Annotated in this window: 21 protein-coding genes; 9 read left to right on the top strand and 12 right to left on the bottom strand. The window is 38.6% G+C overall.

Annotated elements, in window-relative coordinates:
- Positions 1-53: 53 nt before the first annotated feature.
- Positions 54-878, bottom strand: a complete 825-nt coding sequence (gene focA, locus X781_RS02845; protein WP_025235467.1) for a formate transporter FocA — start codon at positions 876-878, stop codon at positions 54-56.
- Between the two features lie 199 nt (positions 879-1,077).
- Between focA and X781_RS02840 the strand changes: the two genes are divergently transcribed.
- Entirely contained in the window at positions 1,078-1,569 is a 492-nt protein-coding gene (locus tag X781_RS02840) for a YqaA family protein (protein WP_025235466.1), read from the top strand.
- Positions 1,570-1,626: 57 nt separating this feature from the next.
- Here X781_RS02840 and htpX read toward each other — a convergent pair whose 3' ends face one another.
- Positions 1,627-2,496 carry a protease HtpX gene (htpX, locus tag X781_RS02835; protein ID WP_025235465.1) on the bottom strand — a complete coding sequence of 290 codons (870 nt, stop codon included), beginning with the start codon at positions 2,494-2,496 and terminating at the stop codon, positions 1,627-1,629.
- 87 nt (positions 2,497-2,583) lie between these two features.
- Positions 2,584-3,666 (bottom strand): DNA polymerase IV, encoded by a 1,083-nt coding sequence (dinB, locus tag X781_RS02830; protein WP_025235464.1) that lies wholly within the window; start codon positions 3,664-3,666, stop codon positions 2,584-2,586.
- A 122-nt stretch (positions 3,667-3,788) separates the two neighbouring features.
- Here dinB and X781_RS02825 point away from each other — a divergent pair, with 122 nt between their 5' ends.
- Entirely contained in the window at positions 3,789-4,700 is a 912-nt protein-coding gene (locus X781_RS02825) for a lysine exporter LysO family protein (RefSeq protein WP_025235463.1), read from the top strand.
- On the opposite strand, the gene X781_RS02820 is transcribed toward X781_RS02825, so the two are convergent.
- The gene (locus X781_RS02820; protein WP_025235462.1) at positions 4,689-5,648 is read right to left on the bottom strand and encodes a GlxA family transcriptional regulator; all 960 of its coding nucleotides are present in this window, start codon (positions 5,646-5,648) and stop codon (positions 4,689-4,691) included. The genes X781_RS02825 and X781_RS02820 overlap by 12 nt on opposite strands.
- Before the next feature lie 142 nt (positions 5,649-5,790).
- Here X781_RS02820 and X781_RS02815 point away from each other — a divergent pair, with 142 nt between their 5' ends.
- Both X781_RS02815 and aspS read left to right on the top strand, forming a co-directional pair.
- Positions 5,791-6,642, top strand: coding sequence for an MBL fold metallo-hydrolase (locus X781_RS02815; protein ID WP_025235461.1), 852 nt, complete (start codon positions 5,791-5,793; stop codon positions 6,640-6,642).
- A 174-nt stretch (positions 6,643-6,816) separates the two neighbouring features.
- Positions 6,817-8,592, top strand: a complete 1,776-nt coding sequence (gene aspS, locus X781_RS02810; protein ID WP_025235460.1) for an aspartate--tRNA ligase — start codon at positions 6,817-6,819, stop codon at positions 8,590-8,592.
- A gap of 80 nt (positions 8,593-8,672) precedes the next feature.
- Here aspS and X781_RS02805 read toward each other — a convergent pair whose 3' ends face one another.
- Complete coding sequence (locus X781_RS02805) at positions 8,673-9,509, bottom strand: DUF72 domain-containing protein (RefSeq protein ID WP_025235459.1); 837 nt, start codon at positions 9,507-9,509, stop codon at positions 8,673-8,675.
- A 109-nt stretch (positions 9,510-9,618) separates the two neighbouring features.
- On the opposite strand from X781_RS02805, the gene X781_RS02800 reads away from it, so the two are divergent.
- From X781_RS02800 to ruvC, 5 genes are all read left to right on the top strand, one after another.
- Positions 9,619-10,494 carry a DMT family transporter gene (locus X781_RS02800; protein ID WP_025235458.1) on the top strand — a complete coding sequence of 292 codons (876 nt, stop codon included), beginning with the start codon at positions 9,619-9,621 and terminating at the stop codon, positions 10,492-10,494.
- Complete coding sequence (gene nudB, locus X781_RS02795) at positions 10,494-10,937, top strand: dihydroneopterin triphosphate diphosphatase (RefSeq protein WP_025235457.1); 444 nt, start codon at positions 10,494-10,496, stop codon at positions 10,935-10,937. The genes X781_RS02800 and nudB overlap by 1 nt, the downstream gene beginning before the upstream one ends.
- Before the next feature lie 10 nt (positions 10,938-10,947).
- The gene (locus X781_RS02790) at positions 10,948-11,688 is read left to right on the top strand and encodes a YebC/PmpR family DNA-binding transcriptional regulator (protein WP_025235456.1); all 741 of its coding nucleotides are present in this window, start codon (positions 10,948-10,950) and stop codon (positions 11,686-11,688) included.
- Positions 11,689-11,831: 143 nt separating this feature from the next.
- Positions 11,832-12,365, top strand: coding sequence for a hypothetical protein (locus tag X781_RS02785; RefSeq protein WP_025235455.1), 534 nt, complete (start codon positions 11,832-11,834; stop codon positions 12,363-12,365).
- Positions 12,366-12,429: 64 nt separating this feature from the next.
- Positions 12,430-13,008, top strand: coding sequence for a crossover junction endodeoxyribonuclease RuvC (gene ruvC, locus X781_RS02780; protein WP_025235454.1), 579 nt, complete (start codon positions 12,430-12,432; stop codon positions 13,006-13,008).
- Positions 13,009-13,097: 89 nt separating this feature from the next.
- Here ruvC and X781_RS02775 read toward each other — a convergent pair whose 3' ends face one another.
- The 7 genes from X781_RS02775 to mlaC all read right to left on the bottom strand — a co-directional run bounded on the left by X781_RS02775 (position 13,098) and on the right by mlaC (position 22,943).
- Positions 13,098-14,768, bottom strand: coding sequence for an ABC transporter ATP-binding protein/permease (locus X781_RS02775; RefSeq protein ID WP_025235453.1), 1,671 nt, complete (start codon positions 14,766-14,768; stop codon positions 13,098-13,100).
- Positions 14,769-14,779: 11 nt separating this feature from the next.
- A complete protein-coding gene (locus X781_RS02770; protein WP_025235452.1) occupies positions 14,780-17,515 on the bottom strand; it encodes a M16 family metallopeptidase in 2,736 nt (911 codons plus the stop codon).
- A gap of 122 nt (positions 17,516-17,637) precedes the next feature.
- Positions 17,638-20,142, bottom strand: coding sequence for a TonB-dependent receptor plug domain-containing protein (locus X781_RS02765; RefSeq protein WP_025235451.1), 2,505 nt, complete (start codon positions 20,140-20,142; stop codon positions 17,638-17,640).
- 195 nt (positions 20,143-20,337) lie between these two features.
- On the bottom strand, positions 20,338-21,618 hold the full coding sequence (gene murA / locus X781_RS02760) for a UDP-N-acetylglucosamine 1-carboxyvinyltransferase (RefSeq protein ID WP_025235450.1): 1,281 nt from the start codon (positions 21,616-21,618) through the stop codon (positions 20,338-20,340).
- A gap of 77 nt (positions 21,619-21,695) precedes the next feature.
- The gene (locus tag X781_RS02755) at positions 21,696-21,956 is read right to left on the bottom strand and encodes a BolA family protein (RefSeq protein WP_025235449.1); all 261 of its coding nucleotides are present in this window, start codon (positions 21,954-21,956) and stop codon (positions 21,696-21,698) included.
- A 16-nt stretch (positions 21,957-21,972) separates the two neighbouring features.
- Positions 21,973-22,296, bottom strand: coding sequence for an STAS domain-containing protein (locus X781_RS02750; protein WP_025235448.1), 324 nt, complete (start codon positions 22,294-22,296; stop codon positions 21,973-21,975).
- Positions 22,297-22,307: 11 nt separating this feature from the next.
- Positions 22,308-22,943, bottom strand: coding sequence for a phospholipid-binding protein MlaC (gene mlaC, locus X781_RS02745; protein ID WP_025235447.1), 636 nt, complete (start codon positions 22,941-22,943; stop codon positions 22,308-22,310).
- Between the last annotated feature and the right edge of the window lie 8 nt (positions 22,944-22,951).

The raw sequence follows: 22,951 nt of genomic DNA, 5'->3' as shown, positions 1-22,951 counted from the left end.
CGGTTAATTTTTGGTAAAATTTTGCAAAAATTTGACCGCTTGAATCTAAAATCTTAGTGCTTTCTAATGTATAAGAACCACTGCATTAAGCCAATGAAGAAAACGCCACCCACAATATTGCCTAATGTAGCAGGAATAAGGTTCTTAAATACAAAATGAGATAAATCTAAATCCGCAAATTGTGCAGGATCAACATTAATTGCCGTCCAAAACTCCGGAGCGGCAAAATGAGAAATTGCAATTCCCATTGGAATCATAAACATATTTGCCACACAGTGTTCAAAACCGGAGGCAACGAACATTGCAATTGGCAACATCATAATAAAGGCTTTATCGGTTAGGCTTTTACCTGCATAAGACATCCATACTGCGATACATACCATAATGTTACAGAAAATACCTAAACAGAATGCTTCAAACCAAGCGTGATGAATTTTATGCTGTGCCGTATTTAAAATAACCAAGCCCCATTGCCCTTTAGCCGCCATAATCTGACCGCTAAACCACACAAGCAATACAATTGAAATTGCACCAACAAAGTTACCAAAATAAACCACTACCCAGTTTTTAAACATTTGTAGCCAGTTAATTCTTTTACTTGCTCTCGCCACAATCGTAAGGGTTGAAGAGGTAAACAATTCTGCTCCAAATACCACACACATAATAACGCCAAGCGAGAAAACCAAACCGCCAATCAGCTTAGCAACACCCCAAGGCATTCCACTCGCACCTACTTGGGTTGTAGTATAAAATACAAAAGCTATTGCAATAAAACCGCCTGCAGTAATGGCAGAAAGAAAGGAATAAAATTGATTTTTTGTTGCTTTATAAACCGCACCATCTTCTGCGATTTTTGCCATTTCAGCAGGAGAAAACATCAGATAACCTTAATTATGAGAATTGAAAAACCGATATATTTTGAAGGAATTATAGACCTCTTCGTTTCATCTTTAAATAAAATCTTACATAATCAGAGGTATTTCTACTCTTTTTTTTGATGTAGAACAAAATCCCTTAAAAGCACAACATTTAATCAAATTCGAACAAACAAAATATTAACAAATTAACAATGAATTTATGACAGAATATATCACTTCATTTTTCAGCTTATTCTTCTCTGAACAAAACCAACTCATTACAATGTTTTTTAGCGGACTACTCAGCTCGACCCTATTGCCGGGAAATTCTGAGATCATTTTTACCACACTTGCAAGCCAGCATATTGTGTCAAATGAAACACCTTACCCATCATTATTTGTTTTAATAATTGTTGCGACCTTAGGAAACAGCTTGGGTAGCTTAATTACTTATGCTATGGGCTTGTTAGTACCTCACTCGAAAAAAACGGATCGTCGCTATACACAATGGGCATTAGAAAAAAGTAAAAAATATGGCATTTTAGTCTTACTTTTTAGTTGGCTACCCATTGTTGGCGATATTTTCTGCGGCATCGCAGGCTGGCTCAGATTCAATCTTTGGCAAAGCATTATACTTATTGTAATTGGCAAGCTATTGCGATACCTCTTTCTACTGGCAACACTCTACCCTGTTTTGAAGTATGTTTTATAAAGAACAAAGCGGTTGTTTTTAGTAAATTTTTTACAAAAAACAACCGCTTGTATTTAATTATAAGCCTCTTAACGCTTCGATACGTTTTTCTAACGGTGGGTGGCTCATAAATAATTCTTTACCACGTGCACCATTAATCATAAACGCAGCAAGAGAACCGTGCAACTCTTGTGGCTCGTGAATACGCTGTAAACGTTGTAAAGCCGCAATCATTTTCTCTTTGCCGACTAATTGTGCCGAACCTGCATCTGCACGGAATTCACGATGACGGGAGAACCACATTGCAATCATTGTTGCTAATACACCAAATACCATCTGCAACACAATATCTACCACCCAAAACACTAACGTGTTAGTGCTTGAGTTACCGTTTTCATCACGAGAACTTGCCGCAGCAGTTGAAATAATACGAGCTAAGAAAATCACGAAGGTATTTAATACACCTTGTAAAAGCGTCATTGTTACCATATCGCCGTTAGCAATGTGTGCCACTTCGTGTGCGACTACCGCTTCCGCTTCATCTTGGGTCATTGAGTTAAGTAAACCTGTACTTACCGCAACTAACGAATTACTCTTTGTTGCCCCTGTTGCAAATGCGTTTACATCTGCTGAGTGGTAAATGGCAATATCCGGCATCGGGATATTTGCTTGCTGTGCTTGGCGTTGAACAGTGTTGAATAACCATTGTTCCGCTTCATTACGAGGTTGTTTAATTACTTCTGCCCCAACTGAGCGTAACGCCATTGATTTAGATAAAAACAGAGAAATTAAAGAACCACTGAAACCAAATACTAAAGAAAGAATTAAAATCCCACCAACGCTTTGCCCTTGAATACCGGTTACATTAAAAATAATATTTAAAACAATCCCTAAAACAAAGGTAATCGCTAAGTTGGTTAATAAGAATAAAATGACACGTTTTGCCATAATGTTGTAAATCTCCAAAAATAATAGATGCAATGTTGCCTAATTAAGATAATGCTTTTGTCAGCAAATTCAAGAGTTTGTTCACAATTATTCCCATAAATTTAACTGCTTATTTACTTTTTTCTCGGGAAAATGCACATTTAAGCCGATTAAGCGGATTTTTCGCTTATTTCTACGTACAAAAATTTGCTCTAATAATTCCTCAAATCGCTGGTAGGCAAAGCCTTCGGTAGTTCGCTCAAGCGTGGTTTGGGTAAAGTCATCAAACTTCAATTTTATGCCTAATTTTTTAAATTCAGCTAACGGCACATCTGACCAGTTCCGCTGAATCCTAAATGCTAATTTATCAAATAGCTCCGCAATCACTGATTTGGCTTGCTCAAACGTCCAAATATCATCAAGTAACGTATTTTCTACCGCTAATGACTTTCTTAGGCGATAAGGCTCTACTATTCTTTCGTCTATGCCGTGGCTAAAATCCCACAATCTTTGTCCAAATTTACCAAATTCACGATAAATCATCGCTTTTTCTGCTTGCTGAATATCGCCACAGGTTTCAAAACCAAGCTGATTTAATTTTTCATTAGTTACTTTGCCTACGCCGGGGATTTTTGCAAGCGGTAGATTTTTCACAAAATTTTGCACTTCATCAGGAGTAATCACAAACTGCCCGTTCGGTTTGTTTTGATCGGAGGCAATTTTGGCTAAAAATTTCAGCGGAGCAACACCGGCAGAGGCGGTTAATTTCAGTTCATTGAAAATATCATTACGGATAGCCTCTGCAATCCAAGTGGCAGAACCTGAATAAAGCTCGCAATCACTCACATCTAAATAGGCCTCATCAAGAGAAAGAGCCTCTATAATATCGGTATAACAATGAAATATTTCATGAATTTGGGCGGAAACCGCTTTATACAACGGCATATTCACCGGCAATAAAATCAAATTTGGGCATTTTTTCAAAGCGGTTGCCGTTGCCATCGCACTGTGCAAGCCAAATTTTCGGGCTTCGTAATTGCAAGTTGTCAGCACACCACGTTGATTTGCACTGCCACCTACCGCCACCGGCTTGTCGACCAAAGACGGATCTTCTCGCATTTCCACCGCAGCATAAAAGCAATCCATATCAATATGGATAATTTTCCGCTGACTTTTGCTTTGATTCGACATTTGCAAAATTCCCCAACAATCACACCGCTTGCAACAAAATAACTGTATATAAAAACAGTTTCATTTTATGCCCTTGTTGTTAAAATTTCAAGATTAAATCAATATTAAAAAAGGATAAAAAAATGCTCTACGGTTTAGCCATTGTGCTAATTCCCCTTTTTCTTGGTTATCTAATCACCGTTAAAAACCAGCACTATATGGCGATTGTCAATAAAGTCGTGAACATCTGCCTTTACCTGATTTTGTTGGTGATGGGGATTTCGCTCGGGCAAATTGACAACATCTTAACCGAGTTGCCACAAATCGGCGGAATGGCGTTTAGTTTAGTTGCTATTTTGCTTCTCTCAAACATTGCAGGTTTAGTGATTTACGACAGATTACAACCAATGAAAAGAGAGCAAATCAGCCAAGACGAACTCCCTTCTCGTCTGCATTTACTCATTGATTCCTTTAAATTAATCGGCGTAACCTTATTAGGCGGCATTATTGGCTATTACACTAAAGGCTCTGTGAATTTCCCTCTGCACGCCAGCACTTATGTTTTAGAAGTGATGATTTTCGGGGTGGGTATTCAGCTTCGCAATAGCGGTATTCCATTGCGAGAAGTATTCTTTAACAAACGGGGCATTTACACTTCAATAGTGATGATTGCAAGCTCGCTAATTGGTGGCATAATTGCCTCATTTTTACTCAATATTTCACTTGCTAAAGGCTTAACCTTTGCGTCTGCTTTCGGTTGGTATTCCCTTTCAAGTGTGCTGGTGAACGATGCTTGGGGTCCTATTTACGGCAGTATTGCTTTTTTTAATGATATTTCTCGTGAAATTTTATGTCTGTTTTTAATACCGCTCTTTATGCGACAATTCCCCTCAACCGCAATCGGCATTGGTGGAGCAACCTCTCTTGACTGTATGCTCCCAATCATTCAAAAATCGGGCGGTATTCAAATTGTGCCACTTGCCATTAGTTTCGGCTTTATCGTCAATTTAGCCGCCCCGCTATTATTGGCGATTTTTATTGGGTTAGAGGGTTAAACTACCGAAATTCCGCCTCCATTGACTTGGGCTAACAAAATGTTTAGTTTTAAAATGTTGGCGGAAAGAAGTAGCCGTTTGAAAGCCTATTTCTGCTGCAATTTGCTCTATACTCAAATCACTGCTCTCCAATAATTCTCTTCCCCGTTGCAAACGAGTTTCTATTAACCATTCGCCTACTGCCATACCTGTCGCTTTACGAAAATGGCGAGTAAAGGTACTACGACTCATTGCTAAGCGTTCAGCAAGTTCATCAATAGTATGTGCATTATTTAAATTTTCTCTTAGAAAATCCAATAATTGATTGATAGTTTGGTTATTGGTTCGTGTTGCAATCGGCTGTTCAATAAACTGTGCCTGTCCCCCATCTCTATGAGGAGCAGAAACCAACATTCTTGCTAAACGATTACTAACTTTCACACCGTGAAATTTTCGTACAATAGCTAAGCAACAATCTAAACCAGCCATTGCTCCAGCAGAAGTAATTAACCTATCTTGTTCAACATAAAGAGCATTTAAATCTAGTTTTATCTGTGGAAAACGCTGACTGAAATCAGCTTCAGCAAACCAATGTGTTGCAGCCGTTCTGCCGTTTAATAAACCACTATAAGCTAACGCATAAGTACCATAACATAGACCTATAATTGTTGCACCACGCTGATAGTTTCGTTGTAAAGCCTCACTAAATAGTGAACTAGGTGGCGTATTAAGATCTGCCCACCCTGCAATAACAATGAGATCTGCTTCATCTAAGTAATTTAAATCCTCATCGGCAGAAATCGTAATTTTCCCACCATTTCCGACCGCTTGCAGTTGTTCTTCTGAAACCGTTTTGCATTCAAAAAGTGGCAATCCATCTATCTCCGCCATAAAAATCATTTGCGGAGGTACGAGAACGATAGGATTGAAATTTGGGTAAAGTACAAAAGCAACTTTAGGCAAATTCATTATTTTTTCCTAACAAATAAAATTGACCCAATTCTTTCGATTACTGCTCTAAAAGTCAATATTTCTTACTGCTATTTTTGCCGATAATAACCCTCATCAACAAGCAGTCATTTTTAATGAAATCTCACGTAAAGGAAATATTATGAAATTAAAAGCTACTCTTGCTTCTCTCACATTAAGCTCAATGCTTATCAGTACAGCAAATGCTGAAATCAGTTATCAACATATTCGTAATGCTACGGCAAAAATAACTTATGGCAATGCAACTTTTTTAGTTGATCCTTACTTAGCTGAAAAAGGTAAATATGCCGGTTTTGCCGGCACTAAAAATAGTGAACAACGTAATCCTATGATTGATCTGGCTGAACCTGTAGAAAATATTCTAAAAGGTATAGATGCGGTTATTGTAACGCATACTCACGATGATCACTGGGACGAAGTTGCACAAAAATTAATTGATAAAAATTTACCGATTTTTGTACAGGATGCAAATGATGCTAAGATTATTCGTGCTCAAGGATTTAAAGATGTGCGAGTAGTCGGTAAAAATACGGAATTTAAACAAGTAAAATTATCTAAAACAGGGGGTCAGCACGGCACAGATGCTATGTATTCCAACCCGGCTTTAGCTGAATTATTAGGTAATGCAATGGGCGTAGTATTCAAATCTGAAAATGAGAAAACCCTTTATATTGTGGGCGATACTATTTGGAATGAGCAGGTAGAAATGGCATTAAATCAATATAAACCTGAGGTTATTGTGATGAATACCGGGCACGCAGAATTAGGTAATTCTTCTGATAGTATCATTATGGGAACGGCTGACGTAGCAAAAATGGCAAAAATAATGCCAAACTCATCAATTATTACAGTACATATGGATAGCGTTAATCACGCAACAACGAGTAAATCAGATATGAAAGCATTCATCAAAGGGGCGGATTTTGAAAAACGCGTTTATGTACCAAATGAAAGCGAAGTATTAAAATACTAATATCACATCTAACCATAACAAGCGGTCGTTTTTAACTAACATTTTGCAAAAAATTGAGTAAAAATCACCGCTTGTTTGCTTTTATTTCTCCCTTTCAAGCCAATTTCCGCTATAATCTTCAAGCTTTCCCCGATATTCGGGCAATCATTTTCAAAATTCAAAAGGATAATTTATATGATGCGTTCTCACTACTGCGGTCAACTAAACCGCTCGCACGTTGGACAAGTTGTTACCTTAAGCGGCTGGGTTCATCGTGTTCGTAATCTTGGTCGTTTTATTTTTATGCAAATTCGTGATCGCGAAGGTATTGTGCAAGTGTTTTTTGATGAAAAAGACGAAGCAATTTTCAAACAAGCCTCTGCCCTGCGTTCAGAAGCCTGCGTACAGATTCAAGGTGAAGTGATTGCGCGTGATGAATCGCAAATCAATAAAGAGATGGCAACCGGCGAAATTGAAGTGTTAGTGAAAAACTTAGTGGTGTATAACAACGCTGAAGTTATGCCGCTCGACTTCAACCAAAATAACTCGGAAGAACAGCGTTTAAAATATCGCTACTTAGATTTACGCCGTCCGGAAATGGCAGAAAAACTGAAAACCCGTGCCAAAATCACTAGCTTTGTTCGCCGCTTTATGGATGAACATGGTTTCTTAGATATCGAAACTCCAATGCTAACCAAAGCTACCCCTGAAGGTGCGAGAGATTACTTAGTACCAAGCCGTGTGCATAAAGGCAAATTCTATGCTCTGCCGCAATCGCCACAGCTTTTCAAACAGCTTTTAATGATGTCGGGCTTTGACCGTTATTATCAAATCGTAAAATGTTTCCGTGACGAAGATTTGCGTGCAGACCGCCAGCCTGAATTTACCCAAATCGATGTGGAAACCTCATTCCTGACAGCGGAAGAAGTACGTGCATTAATGGAAGAGATGATTCACGGCTTATGGAAAGCGACCTTAGGTGTGGATTTAGGCAAATTCCCAATGATGACATGGCAGGAAGCGATGCAACGTTTCGGCTCAGACAAGCCAGATTTACGTAACCCGCTTGAAATGGTCGATGTTGCCGATATTCTAAAAGAGGTGGATTTCAAAGTTTTCAGCGGTCCGGCAAACGATCCGAAAGGGCGAGTGGTCGCATTGCGTGTGCCAAACGGTGCAGCCTTAACCCGCAAAAACATTGACGAATACACTCAATTCGTTGGCATTTACGGTGCAAAAGGCTTAGCGTGGGCGAAAATCAATGATGTGAACGCCGGCTTAGACGGTATTCAAAGCCCTGTGGCGAAATTCTTAAATGAAGAGGTGTTAAAAGCACTCTATGTTCGTTTAAATGTACAAAATGGAGATATTATTTTCTTTGGTGCAGATAACTGGAACGTGGCAACCAACGCTATCGGTGCATTACGTTTGAAAGTGGGTAATGATTTAGGCTTAACCGACACCACAGCGTGGAAACCGCTTTGGGTCGTTGACTTCCCAATGTTCGAGCGTGATGATGAAGGCAATCTTTCTGCAATGCACCACCCATTCACTTCACCGAAAGATTTATCACCTGAAGAGTTAGTGAAAGATCCGGAAAATGCGGTGGCAAACGCTTACGATATGGTGATCAACGGCTACGAAGTAGGCGGTGGATCGGTGCGTATTTTCAGCCAACATATGCAACAAACCGTGTTCAGCATTTTAGGCATTAATGAAGACGAACAACAAGAAAAATTCGGTTTCTTATTAGATGCGTTAAAATTCGGCACACCACCACACGCGGGCTTAGCATTCGGTTTAGACCGTTTAACAATGCTGATTACCGGCACCGATAATATCCGTGATGTTATCGCCTTCCCGAAAACCACCGCTGCAGCGTGTTTGATGACCGAAGCTCCAAGCTTTGCGAATCCGAAAGCGTTGGATGAGTTAGCGATTGCGGTGAAAGCGGTCGAAAAAGCTGAATAATTTGCAAATAGCTTTTAGCTCCCGGCACAAGGTGTGCCGGGTTACGCATAATTGAGCAGCTCTGCTGCTCTTTTTTATGCCTAAAACAAACTCTGCTGCCCTAATAAATGTTCCGGTACAGACTTTATCTGAAATCCTTTCTCCGACAAAAAGCCTTTTAGCGTTTGGATATTATAAAAGGCGTGGCTTTTGGTGGTGTTTTCAAAATAGAGGTAGAGTTTGTCAAATTCTGCTTTCTTTTGCACAAGCAACTCTGCCAAGCCTGTCAACTCTTCGTCTGAATAGCGGTAATCGTGGCGTTCGGCGGCACTTTGCCCTTTCCACCAATTTGGGTTTCTGCCGTGTAATCGCAAATAGGCGGTACGTTGATTAGCGAAAAAGTGAAATGCCGGCAAACCGATATTTTGCGGATAATCCACATTGCACCAAATCAAATTCGGACTTTTGGCAAAGGTGTCAAACACCGCAGGAATATGCCAACTTGGATGGCGGAACTCAATGGCAAGCGGATAATCGCCAAACCATTGGCATAATTCGGCAAGGTAACGGCGGTTAAGCGGTGTGCGTTCAAATTGAGTGGGGAATTGCACAAATAAATTTGCTAACAAGCCTTGCTCACTCAGTGGCGTGAGAGCATTTAGAAAAGCCTCTGCTTGCCCTTGAGTTGCCGTGCGGTTATGGCTGAAATCTTGATGTAGCTTTACCGAAAAATGTAGCCTGTCTGCGGCTTTTTCTACCATTCCTTCAAAGGCTTTTAAGCCAATCGGGGCGTGGAAAGTGCTGTTAATTTCAAGGGTGTCGTAATGTTGGCTATATACCGCTAAAAAATCCTCTTTCTTGGTGCCGTAAGGGTAGAGCGTGCCGATTAAGTCGGTGTCGGCATAGCCGCCGGTGCCGATGAAAATCTGTGGAAACATTGTATTCCTATCATTTTAATTTTTTTTGCAAATTTTAGTGATTTTTAGACCGCTTGCAAACTGTTAATAAAAGAGTAAGATTTATTATCTTTTGTTGTGAGGGATCACTATGTGGATTTGGTTTACTCTACTTGCCGCGGTGGCTCAAGCTGGTCGCAACGCCTTTCAAAAACAGCTCAGCCGAGATGTGCCGGTGCTGGGGGTAACGCTTGCCCGTTTTTTCTATGCCGTGCCATTAGCAAGTGGCTATTTGGCGTTTTTGTATTGGCACGATGAATCACTGACTTTACCGAATTTTCCACCGATCTTTTTTGTGTATGTGGTGGGTGCAGGCTTGGCTCAAATTTGGGCGACCTCATTAATGGTACAGCTTTTTCATCTCAAAAATTATGCGATTGGGGTGGGCTTAGCCAAAAGTGAAGCGGTATGGGCGGCGTTGCTTGGGGTACTATTTTTTGGCGTAACGATCAGCACACTTGGCTGGCTGGGTGTGGTTTTAGGGGGCGTGGCGATTTTCTTAATGACCGGCAGTGGCAACTTACGCCAACTTTCGTGGAAAACACTGTTCCTCGGCATCGCCAGCGGTTTATGCTTTGCCCTCACATCACTTTGGGTGCGAGAGGCAAGCCTGCAACTGAACAGCCATTTTTTGATTTCAGCCGCTTGGGTACTGTTTTCGGTGATCAGCTTTGAGGCAGTGTTATTGGTCGCTTATCTCGCCATTTTCCAACCCGACACGCTACGGAAATTTTTCCGTTTCCCAAAATTAGGGATTCTCACCAGCCTGTTTTCATTTCTCGGCTCTTTCAGTTGGTTTAATGCGATGAGTTTAAATCACGTTGCCTTTGTGAAAACCCTCGGGCAGGTAGAGATCTTCTTTATCTTAGGTATTTCCTATTTTGTCTTTAAAGAACGCCTTAAAATTCAAGACTTTATCGGACTGATTTTGGTGGTCATTGCAGCAATTTTGGTGGTAATAAATTGATGAACTACAAAAACCCTAATAGTGTTCTCGTGATAATTTATGCTAAAAACACAAATCGGGTACTAATGCTACAACGCAAAGATGATCCTGATTTTTGGCAGTCGGTAACAGGCTCGATTAACGTTGGCGAACAACCGTTTGAGGCGGCATACCGTGAAGTATTCGAGGAAACCGGTTTGCAAATTTATGCCGAAAAACAACCGCTTGTTGATTGTAAAAAGCAGATAGAATTTGAAATTTTTCCGCATTTTCGGTATAAATACGCACCTAATATCACACATTGTGTCGAACATTGGTTTTTATTGCCGCTTGAAAGCGAACAAGAGCCAATTTTAAGCGAACATCTAGCCTATCGTTGGGTTTCGGTTGAGGAAGCCGTCGAAATGACAAAATCCCCGAACAACGCACAGGCGATAAAACAATATTTAACAACATTAAAATAAGGACAACAAAATGGCAGGTCATAGTAAGTGGGCAAATATTAAACACCGCAAGGCAGCTCAAGATGCTCAACGCGGTAAAATTTTCACCAAATTAATTCGTGAGTTAGTAACCGCAGCCAAATTAGGTGGCGGCGATGTAAGTGCAAACCCTCGTTTGCGTTCAGCAGTCGATAAAGCATTATCCAGCAATATGACCCGTGATACTATCAACCGTGCGATTGAGCGTGGTGTGGGTGGTGGCGATGACACCAATATGGAAACCAAAATCTACGAAGGCTACGGTCCGGGTGGCACAGCCGTAATGGTAGAATGTTTAAGTGATAATGCAAACCGCACCATCTCACAAGTTCGCCCGAGCTTTACAAAATGTGGTGGCAACTTAGGTACAGAAGGTTCTGTAGGCTATTTATTCAGCAAAAAAGGTTTAATTTTAATTGCGTCTGGCGATGAAGATGCTTTAACCGAAGCTGCGATTGAAGCCGGTGCAGATGATATCCAAGTACAAGAAGACGGTTCATTTGAAATCTATACCTCTTGGGAAGATTTAGGTGATGTACGTGATGGCATTGAAGTAGCAGGCTTTAAAATTGAAAGTGCAGAAGTAACAATGATTCCATCAACCACCGTTGAACTTGATGCAGAAACTGCACCAAAATTACTTGATTTAATTAATCGCCTTGAAGATTGTGATGATGTACAAAACGTGTATCACAATGGTGAAATCAGTGATGAAGTAGCGGCGTTGCTTTAATTAAACAGCCTATTAAAAAGCGTAAAAATGGGGATAATTTGAGTTATCCTCATTTTTTTATGAACTTTTTTCACATAGCACCTCTCTAAATGAATAGAGGCGATTGCTTCTAAATTCTATGAAAATTACTTAAGGAGAAAACTATGAAATTAGTCAAATTCGTTCCCGCTCTAGCCGCAACTTTAGTATTAGCCGCTTGTTCTAATGCAAATAACCAACCGGCTCCTCAACCAACTGTAGATCCTGTAGCAAAAGTAGCTGACCAAGCAGCTCAACAAGTAAATGAAATTGCAGGCAATGCAGCTCGCGGAGCGGCAGCTGTTAAAGTGGAAAAAGCGACTGACAGCTCAAAATCAATCGTTTATCGTTGTTTAAGCGGTAAAAGAGTAACGGCAACTTACGCTTTCCAAGGCGATGAAGCAAAAGCGGTAAACTTAGTATTAAAAGACGGCAGAAAATCGCAAAAAATCCCAACTTTAACACGTAATGCTGAAAACAAAGATTTTACCTCATTCGTTTCTGATGAATACATTTGGAACGTAGATAGCAACTTCTCTCTTGCCAATGCAACCAAAGAAACTACCGGTATGCTGACGAAAAAAGGTAAAGATTCTGACGATATCTTAGCGAAACTTTGCGATGTAGATAAAAAATTAACGAAAAAATTAAATAAATAAGCATTGATTAATTAAACTATAAGCGAGAAGATATACCTTCTCGCTTATTTTATTTATAACAGAAATGGCTATTATTTTAGGAATTGACCCTGGCTCTCGGGTAACTGGTTATGGGGTCATCCGCCAAAACGGGCGGCATTTAGAATATCTTGGAAGTGGTGCAATTCGCACAACAGTGGAAGATTTACCAACTCGTCTTAAACGCATTTACGCTGGCGTGAGCGAAATTATCACTCAATTCCAGCCCGATATGTTTGCTATTGAACAAGTCTTTATGGCAAAAAACCCGGATTCTGCGTTAAAACTAGGGCAAGCACGAGGTACAGCAATTGTGGCTGCGGTCAATCACGATTTACCGGTATTTGAATATGCTGCGAGATTAGTAAAACAAACGGTTACTGGTATTGGTTCTGCGGATAAAATTCAGGTACAAGATATGGTAACCCGAATGCTACAACTCTCAGCTAAACCACAAGCAGATGCCGCTGATGCTTTAGCTATTGCGATTACTCACGCTCACTCTATTCAACATTCTTTAGTTGTAGCAAAACAGAGCCAACAAAGCGTAAGTAATGAGAAAGAGCAGATTTTAGCTTTAATGAAAACCCGTTATAGCAGGGGGAGATTTAGGTTGAAAGGATAGTAAAACTTGCTTGTAACTACTTTACAAGCGGTTATTTTTCCCCTATTTTTTACAAAATCCCAGATATTTTTATTCTGTGGAATTTCTCTTTACGCCTTATAATCCGTTAGATCAATTTCCTGATCAGCAAACTGTGCTAAAGCTTGCTGGTGGGTAATATAAATAACTGAAGAGCTTGGTAATGCTTGCTTTAATAATCCTAGCAAATAATAAGCAGATTGTTCATCTAGGCTTGAAGTTGCTTCATCTAAATAAATCAATTCCGGTTTATTCAATAAAATACGGGCAAAGGCGATACGTTGTTGCTCTCCTCCAGAAAATACATTATGCCAAGCGTGATTTTCCCTTAAACGGTTTTGCCATTTACTAAGACCTACTTGTTCAAGTACTTGATTCATTCTCTCATCAGTATAAATATTATGATTTGGGTAGCTCAAAACATCAGCAAGTGATCCTTCATTTAAGTAGCTGCGTTGTGGTACAAGTAAACTGGATTTAGTTGGGCGTTTATACCGCCCATCATAATAATCCCAAATACCACTTAACACACGCAATAGTGTAGATTTACCTAAACCACTTTTTCCCTTTAAGCGAATCCATTTTCCTGCATCAATGGCTAAAGAAAGTTGATTGAACAAAGCTTGATTTTCGGGGGTGTAAATGGAAAGCTTATCTGTTTCAAGCATTTTATTTGTTGCTTCTGCCTCAGACTTAACTACATTTTCCAATTCGTCCATTTCTTGCTTTAATTGGCTAAGACGAGAAATTGCCGATGTCCATTTTGGAATAATAGAATAAGCAAAAATAAACCAGCTGAAGGCATTAATCACGACACTAAATGCGTTGCGAATTTGCATAATCCCACCGAAAGTAATGATTTTCGCTGCCAATAACGGAATGGAAAACAGCACGGGTAATAGCATAGAAAAACGATCATAACCTACAGTAAAAAAGCCGAGATTACGTTCTCTATCCATTAATAAACGCCAGTTTTTTACAATCGCTTTAAATTCTTCTATTAGAGTGGTTTTTTCTACTCTTTCACCTTTATAGAGAGCAATCTGTTCGGAATTATCTTGCTTACGAATAAGACTTGTACGGAAATTCGCTTCATAGACTTGTTGTTGATAATTGAGCGTATGCAATTTCCGTCCAATTAAATGTGTGATTAATGTGCCAAAAATCGAATAAATCAGTGCAACCCAAACTAAATAACCTTCAACTATATATTTTTCACCAAAAATTTCAAACTCGGGTTTGCCCGATAAATTCCAGAGCACCATAAAAAATGCCCAAAGTTGTACTACATTAAAAATAAATGAAATAGTTAACTCAATGCTATATTCAATAAAAAGGCGAATATCTTCCGCAATTCGCTGGTCTGGGTTATCCATTTTTTTGCGATGTGCTAAGCGATAGTAGATCTGCTTAGAAAGCCATTGATCTAAAAATTGCTTGGTCATAAATTCACGCCAATGGATAATCAATAGCTTGCGTAACCAAGTCCTATATACGCTTATTAACACAAAAATAGAGAGATAAATTAAATATTCACTCAAAAGTGAGTAGGCTTTCTCAATTTCTAAATTAGCCAACGCATCATAAAATACTTTAGACCAATCGGTAATTTTTACATTCAAGTAAGTAACAATTGAACCAATACCAATAATAACTGCCGCCATCAGCCACGACAACCAGCGATTCTTATTAACCCAATAAGGCTTACATAAAGCCCCTAAATTTTTAAAAAATCTAATCACGAAATACCCTTTTATTTTATTGGAGTGGTAATAAATACTTTTTTATTTGCTGGATTATAAATATTTTTAGCCATTACTTTTATTTTTTCTAAACTGATTCCATCAGCTAAATACTGCATATCATTGAGATATTGTGGTGTACCAAACTGATTTTCGCTCAGCATCAAACGGCTAAACCAAGTGTAAGGTTCTTTCAAACGTTCTTGCTCTGCTTTCAAAAATTGAGCCTTCGCTATTTTGATATCATCAAGTGTAATTTGATTTGCTAAACCTTCTAGTACCCTCTGAGCTTGTGCTATCAGATGATCTGTTTTTTCAGGATTTGTCGTAAAGCTCAACTCTGACTCTACTCGCTGCGTGTCTGGATTAAGTGTACTTTCAAAACGTAAACTGTAAACACCTAAATGTTGATCTCTGAGTGATAACTTGAGCTTATTAGTCGCAATCTGTTTGAGTAATGATACCAATACCGCATCTTTTCCTTGCCATTTGTAAGGAGTAAAGCTCCACATTTTCACATCATCTTTAGGCTCTGGATTCATCGCAAAACGTACAATGCCTTGCCCTGCAACTGGTAAAATTTTGGTCGAATTTAACCGCTTGTTGCGAGGTACATCAGCTAAATATTGCTCAATTAATGCTACCATTTCTGATTTTTTCAGATCATTTAATACAAAATAGGTTGTTGGAGCTGACATCATCTTTTTCCAGTGAGAATTTAAATCCTGCTCGGTTAAAGCATCGAGTGATAGTTTAGTAGGCAAATATTCATTCACTGCTTCGTTATCAAAACGTAATTTGGAAAGCTCTCTCAATCGCTCATTTTCCACATTTTTTTCGTTTTGCAAATCAATGGTACGAGAAATAGATTCTTTGGTTTCATCTAGCCCCTCTTTCACTTTAGTTTCAACTTGGTAAGCATAGAACAAACGGAGTAAATCACTAAAATGAGTATTATCTACCGTAGCATTAAAGATTAATTTTGTTTCTGTTTGCTTGATGGATAAATTCACTTTATTTACCTCTTTCCAACGTTTAAGTTGCTCAATTTCCCAATCAAGCGGTGCATTTTGTGCAATTAATTTTGAAGCAAGCTGACTCTGCCATACGCCTAATCCTTCTGCTTTAAAACCAGCTGAACTTTGTGCTTCAAAATAGGTTTTTTCTTTCGCAATAGCCGACTTCAACCACACAACTTTATCGCCATTTGATAGAATAAATTGAGTTACCGATTGTTCAGGAAATATCTGCTCATTTAATACTTTACCTTTACTACTCAAGCTATTGAGAGACATTGGCTCAATCTCTGCCTCTTTTTCTGGAGCAATAATTTCTAATTGTCTTACTTCTGCTTCCACACTCTCCACATTATTTTTTGTGAGAGTTAATGACGTAGAGCGAGGAGGTTGGTAATTTATAATACGATCTTTTGCTGAGAACCATTTCAAAATGCGATTATTAATATCTTCTACCGTTATCTTTTCAAGTAAAGGTTGAGTCATCATCGCTATTTCTAATTGAGTCAAATAAGGTTTATCAACTAAAATCGTATCTACCATCCGTTGCATCCATTGGGCAAAATCTCTATCTTCTAAATGATTTTTAGCACTTTCAATCTGTGCTTTAATTGGCTGTTTTTGTTTTTCTAACTCTTCAGCAGTAATAGGGAATTTTTTTATACGCTCAATTTCTTTTAAAAGTTGGTTTAAGCCTTTCAGATGTCCTTTTTCTTCTACACTGGCAAATAGACCAATTGCAGTCGTATTTGGGCCAATATCTGATTTACGAGGTAAGATATTTGATACACCTTTTGGCAATGAACCACTTTGATTACGTAAGCGTTGCTGTAAGGCAGCTAATGCAAGCTTATCAACCAGCCTTTCAAAACGTCCAAGATCATCTTGACTGTGTGTTTGACTGTCATTTAAGCGAAACACATAAGAAATTTGGCTTATTCCGCTACGAGGATCTTGGATTTTATTAATTAGTACTCTATCTGAAAGTGTTGGGTCTAAATAATCTCGTTTCGGTACCGGTTTCTCAGCTAGTGAACCAAAGTACTTTTTTATCAACGTTTTCGCCTCTTCCTGATTTGTATCCCCCACAATTAATAATTGCATATTGTTCGGCACATACCAGGTTTGATAATATTGCTGTAACTGACTTGCCGGCATATTGGCAATACTTTCGGGCGTGCCAATAACCGGGCTGCGAATATAGCGAGAATCCGCACGAATTGCGGCACTGCGTTGTTGGTTCATTGTTGCTCCAACTCCCTGCCCTTGCCGCCACTCTTCCATAATGATTTTCCTTTCAACATCAAGATCAACTTGCGTGAGTTTGGCGTGAAACAGCATTTGTGATAACGCTTCAAGGCTTTTCTCTAAGTTTGATGTTTTAGGTGGCGTTAGCATATAGGAGGTATTATCATAAGTCGTTACCGCATTGTAATTACGTCCTCTTACCCATTTTTGCTCGTGTAGATACGGCATCAAACCGTCCGGATATTTTTCGGTTGCACGAAACACTAAATGCTCAACCATATGAGCAACCCCTGCTTGCTCATCGGTTTCATCAACTGCTCCGGCATAGACTTTCATTCGAATTTCCAAATGATCTTTTTCGCTATGCAACGGTAAAATAGTGTAACGCAATCCGTTATCGAGTTTCCCTTGAATCGGATTGGATTTTTCTGCAAGGCTAAATGCTGAGAGCATCAATAAAATCGCTGTTAAAATAAAACGCATCTACTCACCTAAAAAAGAAAAGCCTCTCGTTAAAAAACGAGAGGATCGTATAAAACAAGCGGTCATTTTTATTTAACAATTTGCAAAAAATCGGAAAAATTTAACCGCTTGTACCTATAACATTACCAGTTGTAACTCGCACCTAACCAGAAGTTGCGACCCATTTTGTAAGTATTTGTAGAGCCTGAAGTTTGGGTAAGGATTTTGCGGTTTAACACATTATTGATATCAAGTGTTAATTCAAGGTACTGATCTCTAACCGTTGGCTGTTTATAAGCAAAACGCCAATCCAAATTGAAGTAACTACCTTGTTTTTGTTCATCATAAATTTTCACTTTACCTTCATAGCTACCACAAGCTGTAATTGATGTTGAACAAGTTGCCGAAGTCGTTTTGTAGTAACGATACCCCGCATTATAACTAAAGCGTTGGCTCCAATCTAAACGAATAGACGGAAAATAAGTATTTAATTCCAAGAATGTTGACCAAGCGGTATTATAATCTTTTGCTGGCAAACCATCTGTGAGTGGCTTTAATTTGCCATTTAAAATCATCATATCAATGCCTTCATCTTCCGCAGTTGAATCATAATCTTGATAATTTTTTCTAGTATCGCTAATTTGAGCACCAAAGTTTGTATCCAACTCAACAAAACGCCATTTCCAAGGGGTCAATGGTTTTGCAGTTAAAGTAAAGGTATCATTTTTACTACGACCGTCATTCGTCATATAGAAAGTTCTCACACCATCAACAGTAGTCGAAGCACGTGTAAATTGATTTTTACCGTGGCGATTTACCCATTTTAATGTCCAAAGCGTATTAAAGGCTTTTTGAGCAACACCTAAAGTGTATTCATCGCTATAGGGTGTTTCTAAATCAGAAACATCATAGCTTGCATTTTGCACGTTTTCCGTAAATGCCGCTGTTGCCGAATTTCTAGTGTAAACTGTTCTTAAATTATAGCTATTGCGAAGTTTATACGTCAGCATCGTACCTGCATAATAGCGGTTATAGCCCCCAAACAATTGCGTATTTTGATTACCAAATACGTCATAACCTAAAGAAACACGAGGAGCAAAATTCGGATTATTGAGATATTCGTCATAATCAAAACGCAATCCTAATGTTGCGGTGAAATTCTTCCATTTCATACTGTCTTCTGCATAAATAGCATAGGTATTATCTGTTGCTTTTACCGTTCGAGCAGGATAAACAGTATAGCTTCTCAAATATTGTTCACCGGCAATACAATAAGTACAGGCTGTTGCAGTTGTTTTAGCATAGACATTCGTATAAACATCTTCAAAACGTTTATATTTTGCTTTGGCCAAATCAATTTGCCAACCAAAAGAAAAATTATGAGCAACTGAGCCTGTATCAAACTCATTAACTTTATAATCTTGTTTTGCTGTCCAAGTGGTTTTTTCTGTGCTAAATTTGCCGTACCCACCTTCTAAAGCAGAAATACAGTTCCCTGTTTTAGAATTGTAGGTACTACACCAATTAATACTTGCAGTTGGCACATAGTAGTTATAAATATTGCTGGTATGGTTGATTCTATTGCCCGATTTCTTATAGCCCAAATTAGAAGTCATACTTCCCCAGCTAAAATTATGATCCCACTGTAAATTAGCTTGTACACCACCACCAGTGTTAGTAAATTTACTGTCTTTCATATTCTCTTTATAATAACGAGATTGATGTGGTGAGTACATCACAGTCGCTTTAATTAAATCGCCGTTATCGGGAAAATAAACACCTCGTAAAATATAAGTTTCATTGGTTCTGCGTTGATTTTCCCAAATTCCTAAACCAGTATGTTGATAAGGGATTTTAGACTCACTGCGACTATATTGAAAAAGAATCCCTGCTTTTTCACTCAATGGCTGATTTAACACTAAACCATACTGTTGTTTAGTAAACATTGGTTGTTTATTTAAACTATCTGCTATTTCAAATGAAGTAGGGTTATCTACTTTAAATGAAGCCCAATCATCACGGGTAATGCGGTAAAACATTTTGCCGTGATGAGCAGACAAATCAGGATCTTTCAATTCTGCATTAATAACACCACCTGTAAAATTACCGTATCTAGCAGATATATTACTATCAAATGCTTCTACATTTTTGAGCAAGCTACTATCAATCCAAAATGATTGCGTTCCACCTCCTGGTAGATCTGTTGGAGAATAGCCATCAGGATCTTTTGCTTCTTTAAATGCATTGCTAGTTGCTGGATTTAAATTATCATTATTAGACAATCCATCAATTGTATAATTATTGTTATAGAAAGCCTCACCGTGAATAGAAACTTCATTTGGTGCAATCTCACCACCTGTAATTGATGTATCTGATGTATTCGAAAACTGAACATTAGGGTTAATTCTTAATAGTTCCGTAATATTTCCATCTTTGGTTGGGCGACGTTTGATTTGCTCTTCTGTCAATTTTTGCGTACCCACTTGTTGACTGAAAGGAACTCCAGAAACAATAACAGTATCCAATTTAACTTCTTCTGAAGCTGAATCATCTGTATTACTTACCTCTGCAAATGTGGTTGCTGAGATGGAAAATGCACTTACAAATAATGCAATTTTGTTCAGCTTAAATGATGTTAAGATTGTCATAAAATTCCTTTATAGGTAGTATATTGAAACAATTGCTAAATCGCTTTAGCTTAGTTGTGCATATATTATAGGAAATTGAAAAAGTTTCAATATAAATGAGAATAATTTTAAATAAAGTTACCTACTACTATAAATAGCAAAAAACCGCTTGATAGTTTCACTAACAAGCGGTTCTTTTTGTAGAAAATGTTGCAATTACTCGCCTTCAAATGGTGCAGAGAAACGTTCGATCCTCGCACCAATGCCACGTAATTTTTCCTCAATGTGTTCATAGCCACGATCGATATGATAAATTCGATCTACAATGGTTTCACCAGTTGCAATACAGCCGGCTAATACTAAGCTAATTGAAGCACGAAGATCAGTTGCCATAACTTCTGCTGATTTTAAACGATCTACACCATAGCAAATAGCAGTGTTACCTTCAATTTCTGCTTTAGCCCCCATACGGATTAATTCCGGAATATGCATAAAGCGGTTTTCAAAAATCGTTTCAGTAATACGGCTTGTGCCATCTGCGACTGCATTTAGCAAGGTAAATTGAGCTTGCATATCCGTTGGGAAGCCCGGGTGAGGCATTGTGCGGATATTTACCGCTTTCGGGCGACGACCAAGCGAATCTAATGTAATTGTATCTTCTGTAACATCAACTTGCATTCCTGCTTCACGCAATTTTTCAATTACTGCATCAAGCGTGTCAGCTTTGGTATTACGACAAGTAATGCGGCCACCTGAAATTGCAGCAGCAACAAGGAATGTACCCGTTTCAATACGATCCGGTACCACGCTATGTTCACAACCACCTAAATGTTCGACACCTTCAATAGTGATCATATCAGTCCCTGCACCGGAAATTTTCGCACCCATTGCATTTAAGAAATCAGCAGTATCCACAATTTCAGGTTCACGGGCAGCATTTTCAATCACAGTTGTGCCTTTTGCAAGCGTTCCTGCCATCATCACCGATAAAGTCGCCCCTACGCTCACTTTATCCATATAGACTCTTGCACCATTTAAACGCCCTTGTGAGGTCGCCTTTACATAGCCTTCGTCTAATTCAATTTGTGCACCCATTTTCTCTAAACCTGAAATGTGCATATCTACCGGTCTAGCACCAATAGTACAACCACCCGGTAATGAGACCTGACCAATTTGGAAACGTGCAACTAAAGGTGCTAACGCCCAAATAGAAGCTCTCATTGTCTTAACTAATTCGTATGGTGCGACATAATTATTGACGTTGCTTGCATCAATATGTACAACGCCTTTTTCAGTGCCTTTCTCAATAATTACGCCTAATTGACGTAAAATTTTAAAGGTAGTATCAACATCTTTTAAATCAGGTACATTTTTTAATGTAACCGGTTTTTCTGCCAAAATAGAGGCAAACAAAATAGGCAAGGCTGCATTTTTTGCACCAGAAATATCTACCGTTCCACTCAAAGAGAATGGACCGTACACACGAAATTTTTCCATTTGGGATTAGTCCTAAAATTAAGAATAGCAATTTATTCGAATTTGTAGGGGCAAATTGCAATTTGCCCCTATGATTATTAACCAACCATATTTAGCAAACGTTCAGTTTTCCATTTTTCTGTACTGAATACTTTAATGGTTAATGCGTGAATTTCATTTGTTGTGAAATAATCTGCTAAGGGAGCATAAACCGCTTGTTGTTGTTTTACTTTTGAAAGTGCGGCAATACTATCACTCACTACAATTACACCAAAGTGGGCATTTTCGCCTTGTGCGTGAACTTCGGCTACATCGGTTAAGCTTTGTTTTAAAATTTCTTCAATTTGTGATGGAGTCATTCTAAGTCCTAATTCTTTAAATAATAAATTGCTCAAACCAACCATCTAAATCATAGAGTTCTGCTAATGTTTTCACAGAATCTGGCGTGTTGATCAGAGAATTTGGTATTACTTTATGATAATGATTTAATAATTCAGCAAGTAACGTAAAGCCGGCAGAATCCACACGAGTGATCTCTTTTAAATCCCAATATAACTTTTGATTGCCTTTTGGGGATAAAAAAGAAGCACGTTGCTTCCATAGTGGAAGCAACGTGTTACGAGTTAATTCGCCCGATAGTTTCACAAATAGACTTTCATTGTTTTGCTGAATGTCCCATTGTAATGTTTTTTGAGGCATAACTAAACACCTTATTTTAAGGTGATTGGTTGTTTTGCTGATTGAGCTACTTGTGCAGTTAAGGCATCAATTCCCTTTTGGCGAATTACACCAGCCCATTCATTTTGTTTGGTTGCAACCATACTCACACCTTCAGCAGCCATATCGTAGGCTTGCCATTCACCGCTTTTACTGTTTTTACGCCATTTAAAGTCTAATTTAATTGGCTGTGCCGCACCTTTACCAGATACATTTACACGAATGCTCACAATTGATTTACCATCCACTGATTTCGGACTTTCAATTTGCACTTGTTGATCTTGATATTGCGTTAAAACTTGTGCATAAGATTGCTCAACAAATTGACCAAATGCAGTAAAGAAAGCTTCTTTTTGTGCATCGGTTGCAGAGGCTAAATTTTTGCCTAATACTAACTGACCTGCATATTTTACGTGAACGTGCGGCATTAAATCGTTACGCACGATAGTACGTAAATATTCAGGATTTGCTTTTATTTTGCTTTGATTCGCTTTGATATTGCCAAATAACTTATCTGCTGTTTGTTGCATTAATACATAAGGGCTGGTTTCTGCAAATGCTGTGGTTGAAAATAATGCAGACACTGCTACTAAACCTGTTACTATAATTTTTTTAATGTTTTTTAACATTATTGATA

The organism is Mannheimia sp. USDA-ARS-USMARC-1261, assembly GCF_000521605.1.
Lineage (GTDB): Bacteria > Pseudomonadota > Gammaproteobacteria > Enterobacterales > Pasteurellaceae > Mannheimia > Mannheimia indoligenes.
Note: the sequence above shows the minus strand (reverse complement) of the source record. Positions and strands in the feature narration are given on the sequence as shown.

Bases quoted from the DNA above. Each gene is read 5' to 3' on its own strand.
- dinB (WP_025235464.1), bottom strand. From the start codon at position 3,666: ATGTCGAATCAAAGCAAAAGTCAGCGGAAAATTATCCATATTGATATG.
- murA (WP_025235450.1), bottom strand. From the start codon at position 21,618: ATGGAAAAATTTCGTGTGTACGGTCCATTCTCTTTGAGTGGAACGGTA.
- X781_RS02805 (WP_025235459.1), bottom strand. From the start codon at position 9,509: ATGTTTCCACAGATTTTCATCGGCACCGGCGGCTATGCCGACACCGAC.
- X781_RS02750 (WP_025235448.1), bottom strand. From the start codon at position 22,296: ATGCCTCAAAAAACATTACAATGGGACATTCAGCAAAACAATGAAAGT.
- aspS (WP_025235460.1), top strand. From the start codon at position 6,817: ATGATGCGTTCTCACTACTGCGGTCAACTAAACCGCTCGCACGTTGGA.
- X781_RS02785 (WP_025235455.1), top strand. From the start codon at position 11,832: ATGAAATTAGTCAAATTCGTTCCCGCTCTAGCCGCAACTTTAGTATTA.
- X781_RS02765 (WP_025235451.1), bottom strand. From the start codon at position 20,142: ATGACAATCTTAACATCATTTAAGCTGAACAAAATTGCATTATTTGTA.
- X781_RS02790 (WP_025235456.1), top strand. From the start codon at position 10,948: ATGGCAGGTCATAGTAAGTGGGCAAATATTAAACACCGCAAGGCAGCT.
- X781_RS02800 (WP_025235458.1), top strand. From the start codon at position 9,619: ATGTGGATTTGGTTTACTCTACTTGCCGCGGTGGCTCAAGCTGGTCGC.
- focA (WP_025235467.1), bottom strand. From the start codon at position 878: ATGTTTTCTCCTGCTGAAATGGCAAAAATCGCAGAAGATGGTGCGGTT.
- ruvC (WP_025235454.1), top strand. From the start codon at position 12,430: ATGGCTATTATTTTAGGAATTGACCCTGGCTCTCGGGTAACTGGTTAT.
- nudB (WP_025235457.1), top strand. From the start codon at position 10,494: ATGAACTACAAAAACCCTAATAGTGTTCTCGTGATAATTTATGCTAAA.
- X781_RS02840 (WP_025235466.1), top strand. From the start codon at position 1,078: ATGACAGAATATATCACTTCATTTTTCAGCTTATTCTTCTCTGAACAA.
- X781_RS02770 (WP_025235452.1), bottom strand. From the start codon at position 17,515: ATGCGTTTTATTTTAACAGCGATTTTATTGATGCTCTCAGCATTTAGC.
- htpX (WP_025235465.1), bottom strand. From the start codon at position 2,496: ATGGCAAAACGTGTCATTTTATTCTTATTAACCAACTTAGCGATTACC.
- mlaC (WP_025235447.1), bottom strand. From the start codon at position 22,943: ATGTTAAAAAACATTAAAAAAATTATAGTAACAGGTTTAGTAGCAGTG.
- X781_RS02815 (WP_025235461.1), top strand. From the start codon at position 5,791: ATGAAATTAAAAGCTACTCTTGCTTCTCTCACATTAAGCTCAATGCTT.
- X781_RS02825 (WP_025235463.1), top strand. From the start codon at position 3,789: ATGCTCTACGGTTTAGCCATTGTGCTAATTCCCCTTTTTCTTGGTTAT.
- X781_RS02755 (WP_025235449.1), bottom strand. From the start codon at position 21,956: ATGACTCCATCACAAATTGAAGAAATTTTAAAACAAAGCTTAACCGAT.
- X781_RS02820 (WP_025235462.1), bottom strand. From the start codon at position 5,648: ATGAATTTGCCTAAAGTTGCTTTTGTACTTTACCCAAATTTCAATCCT.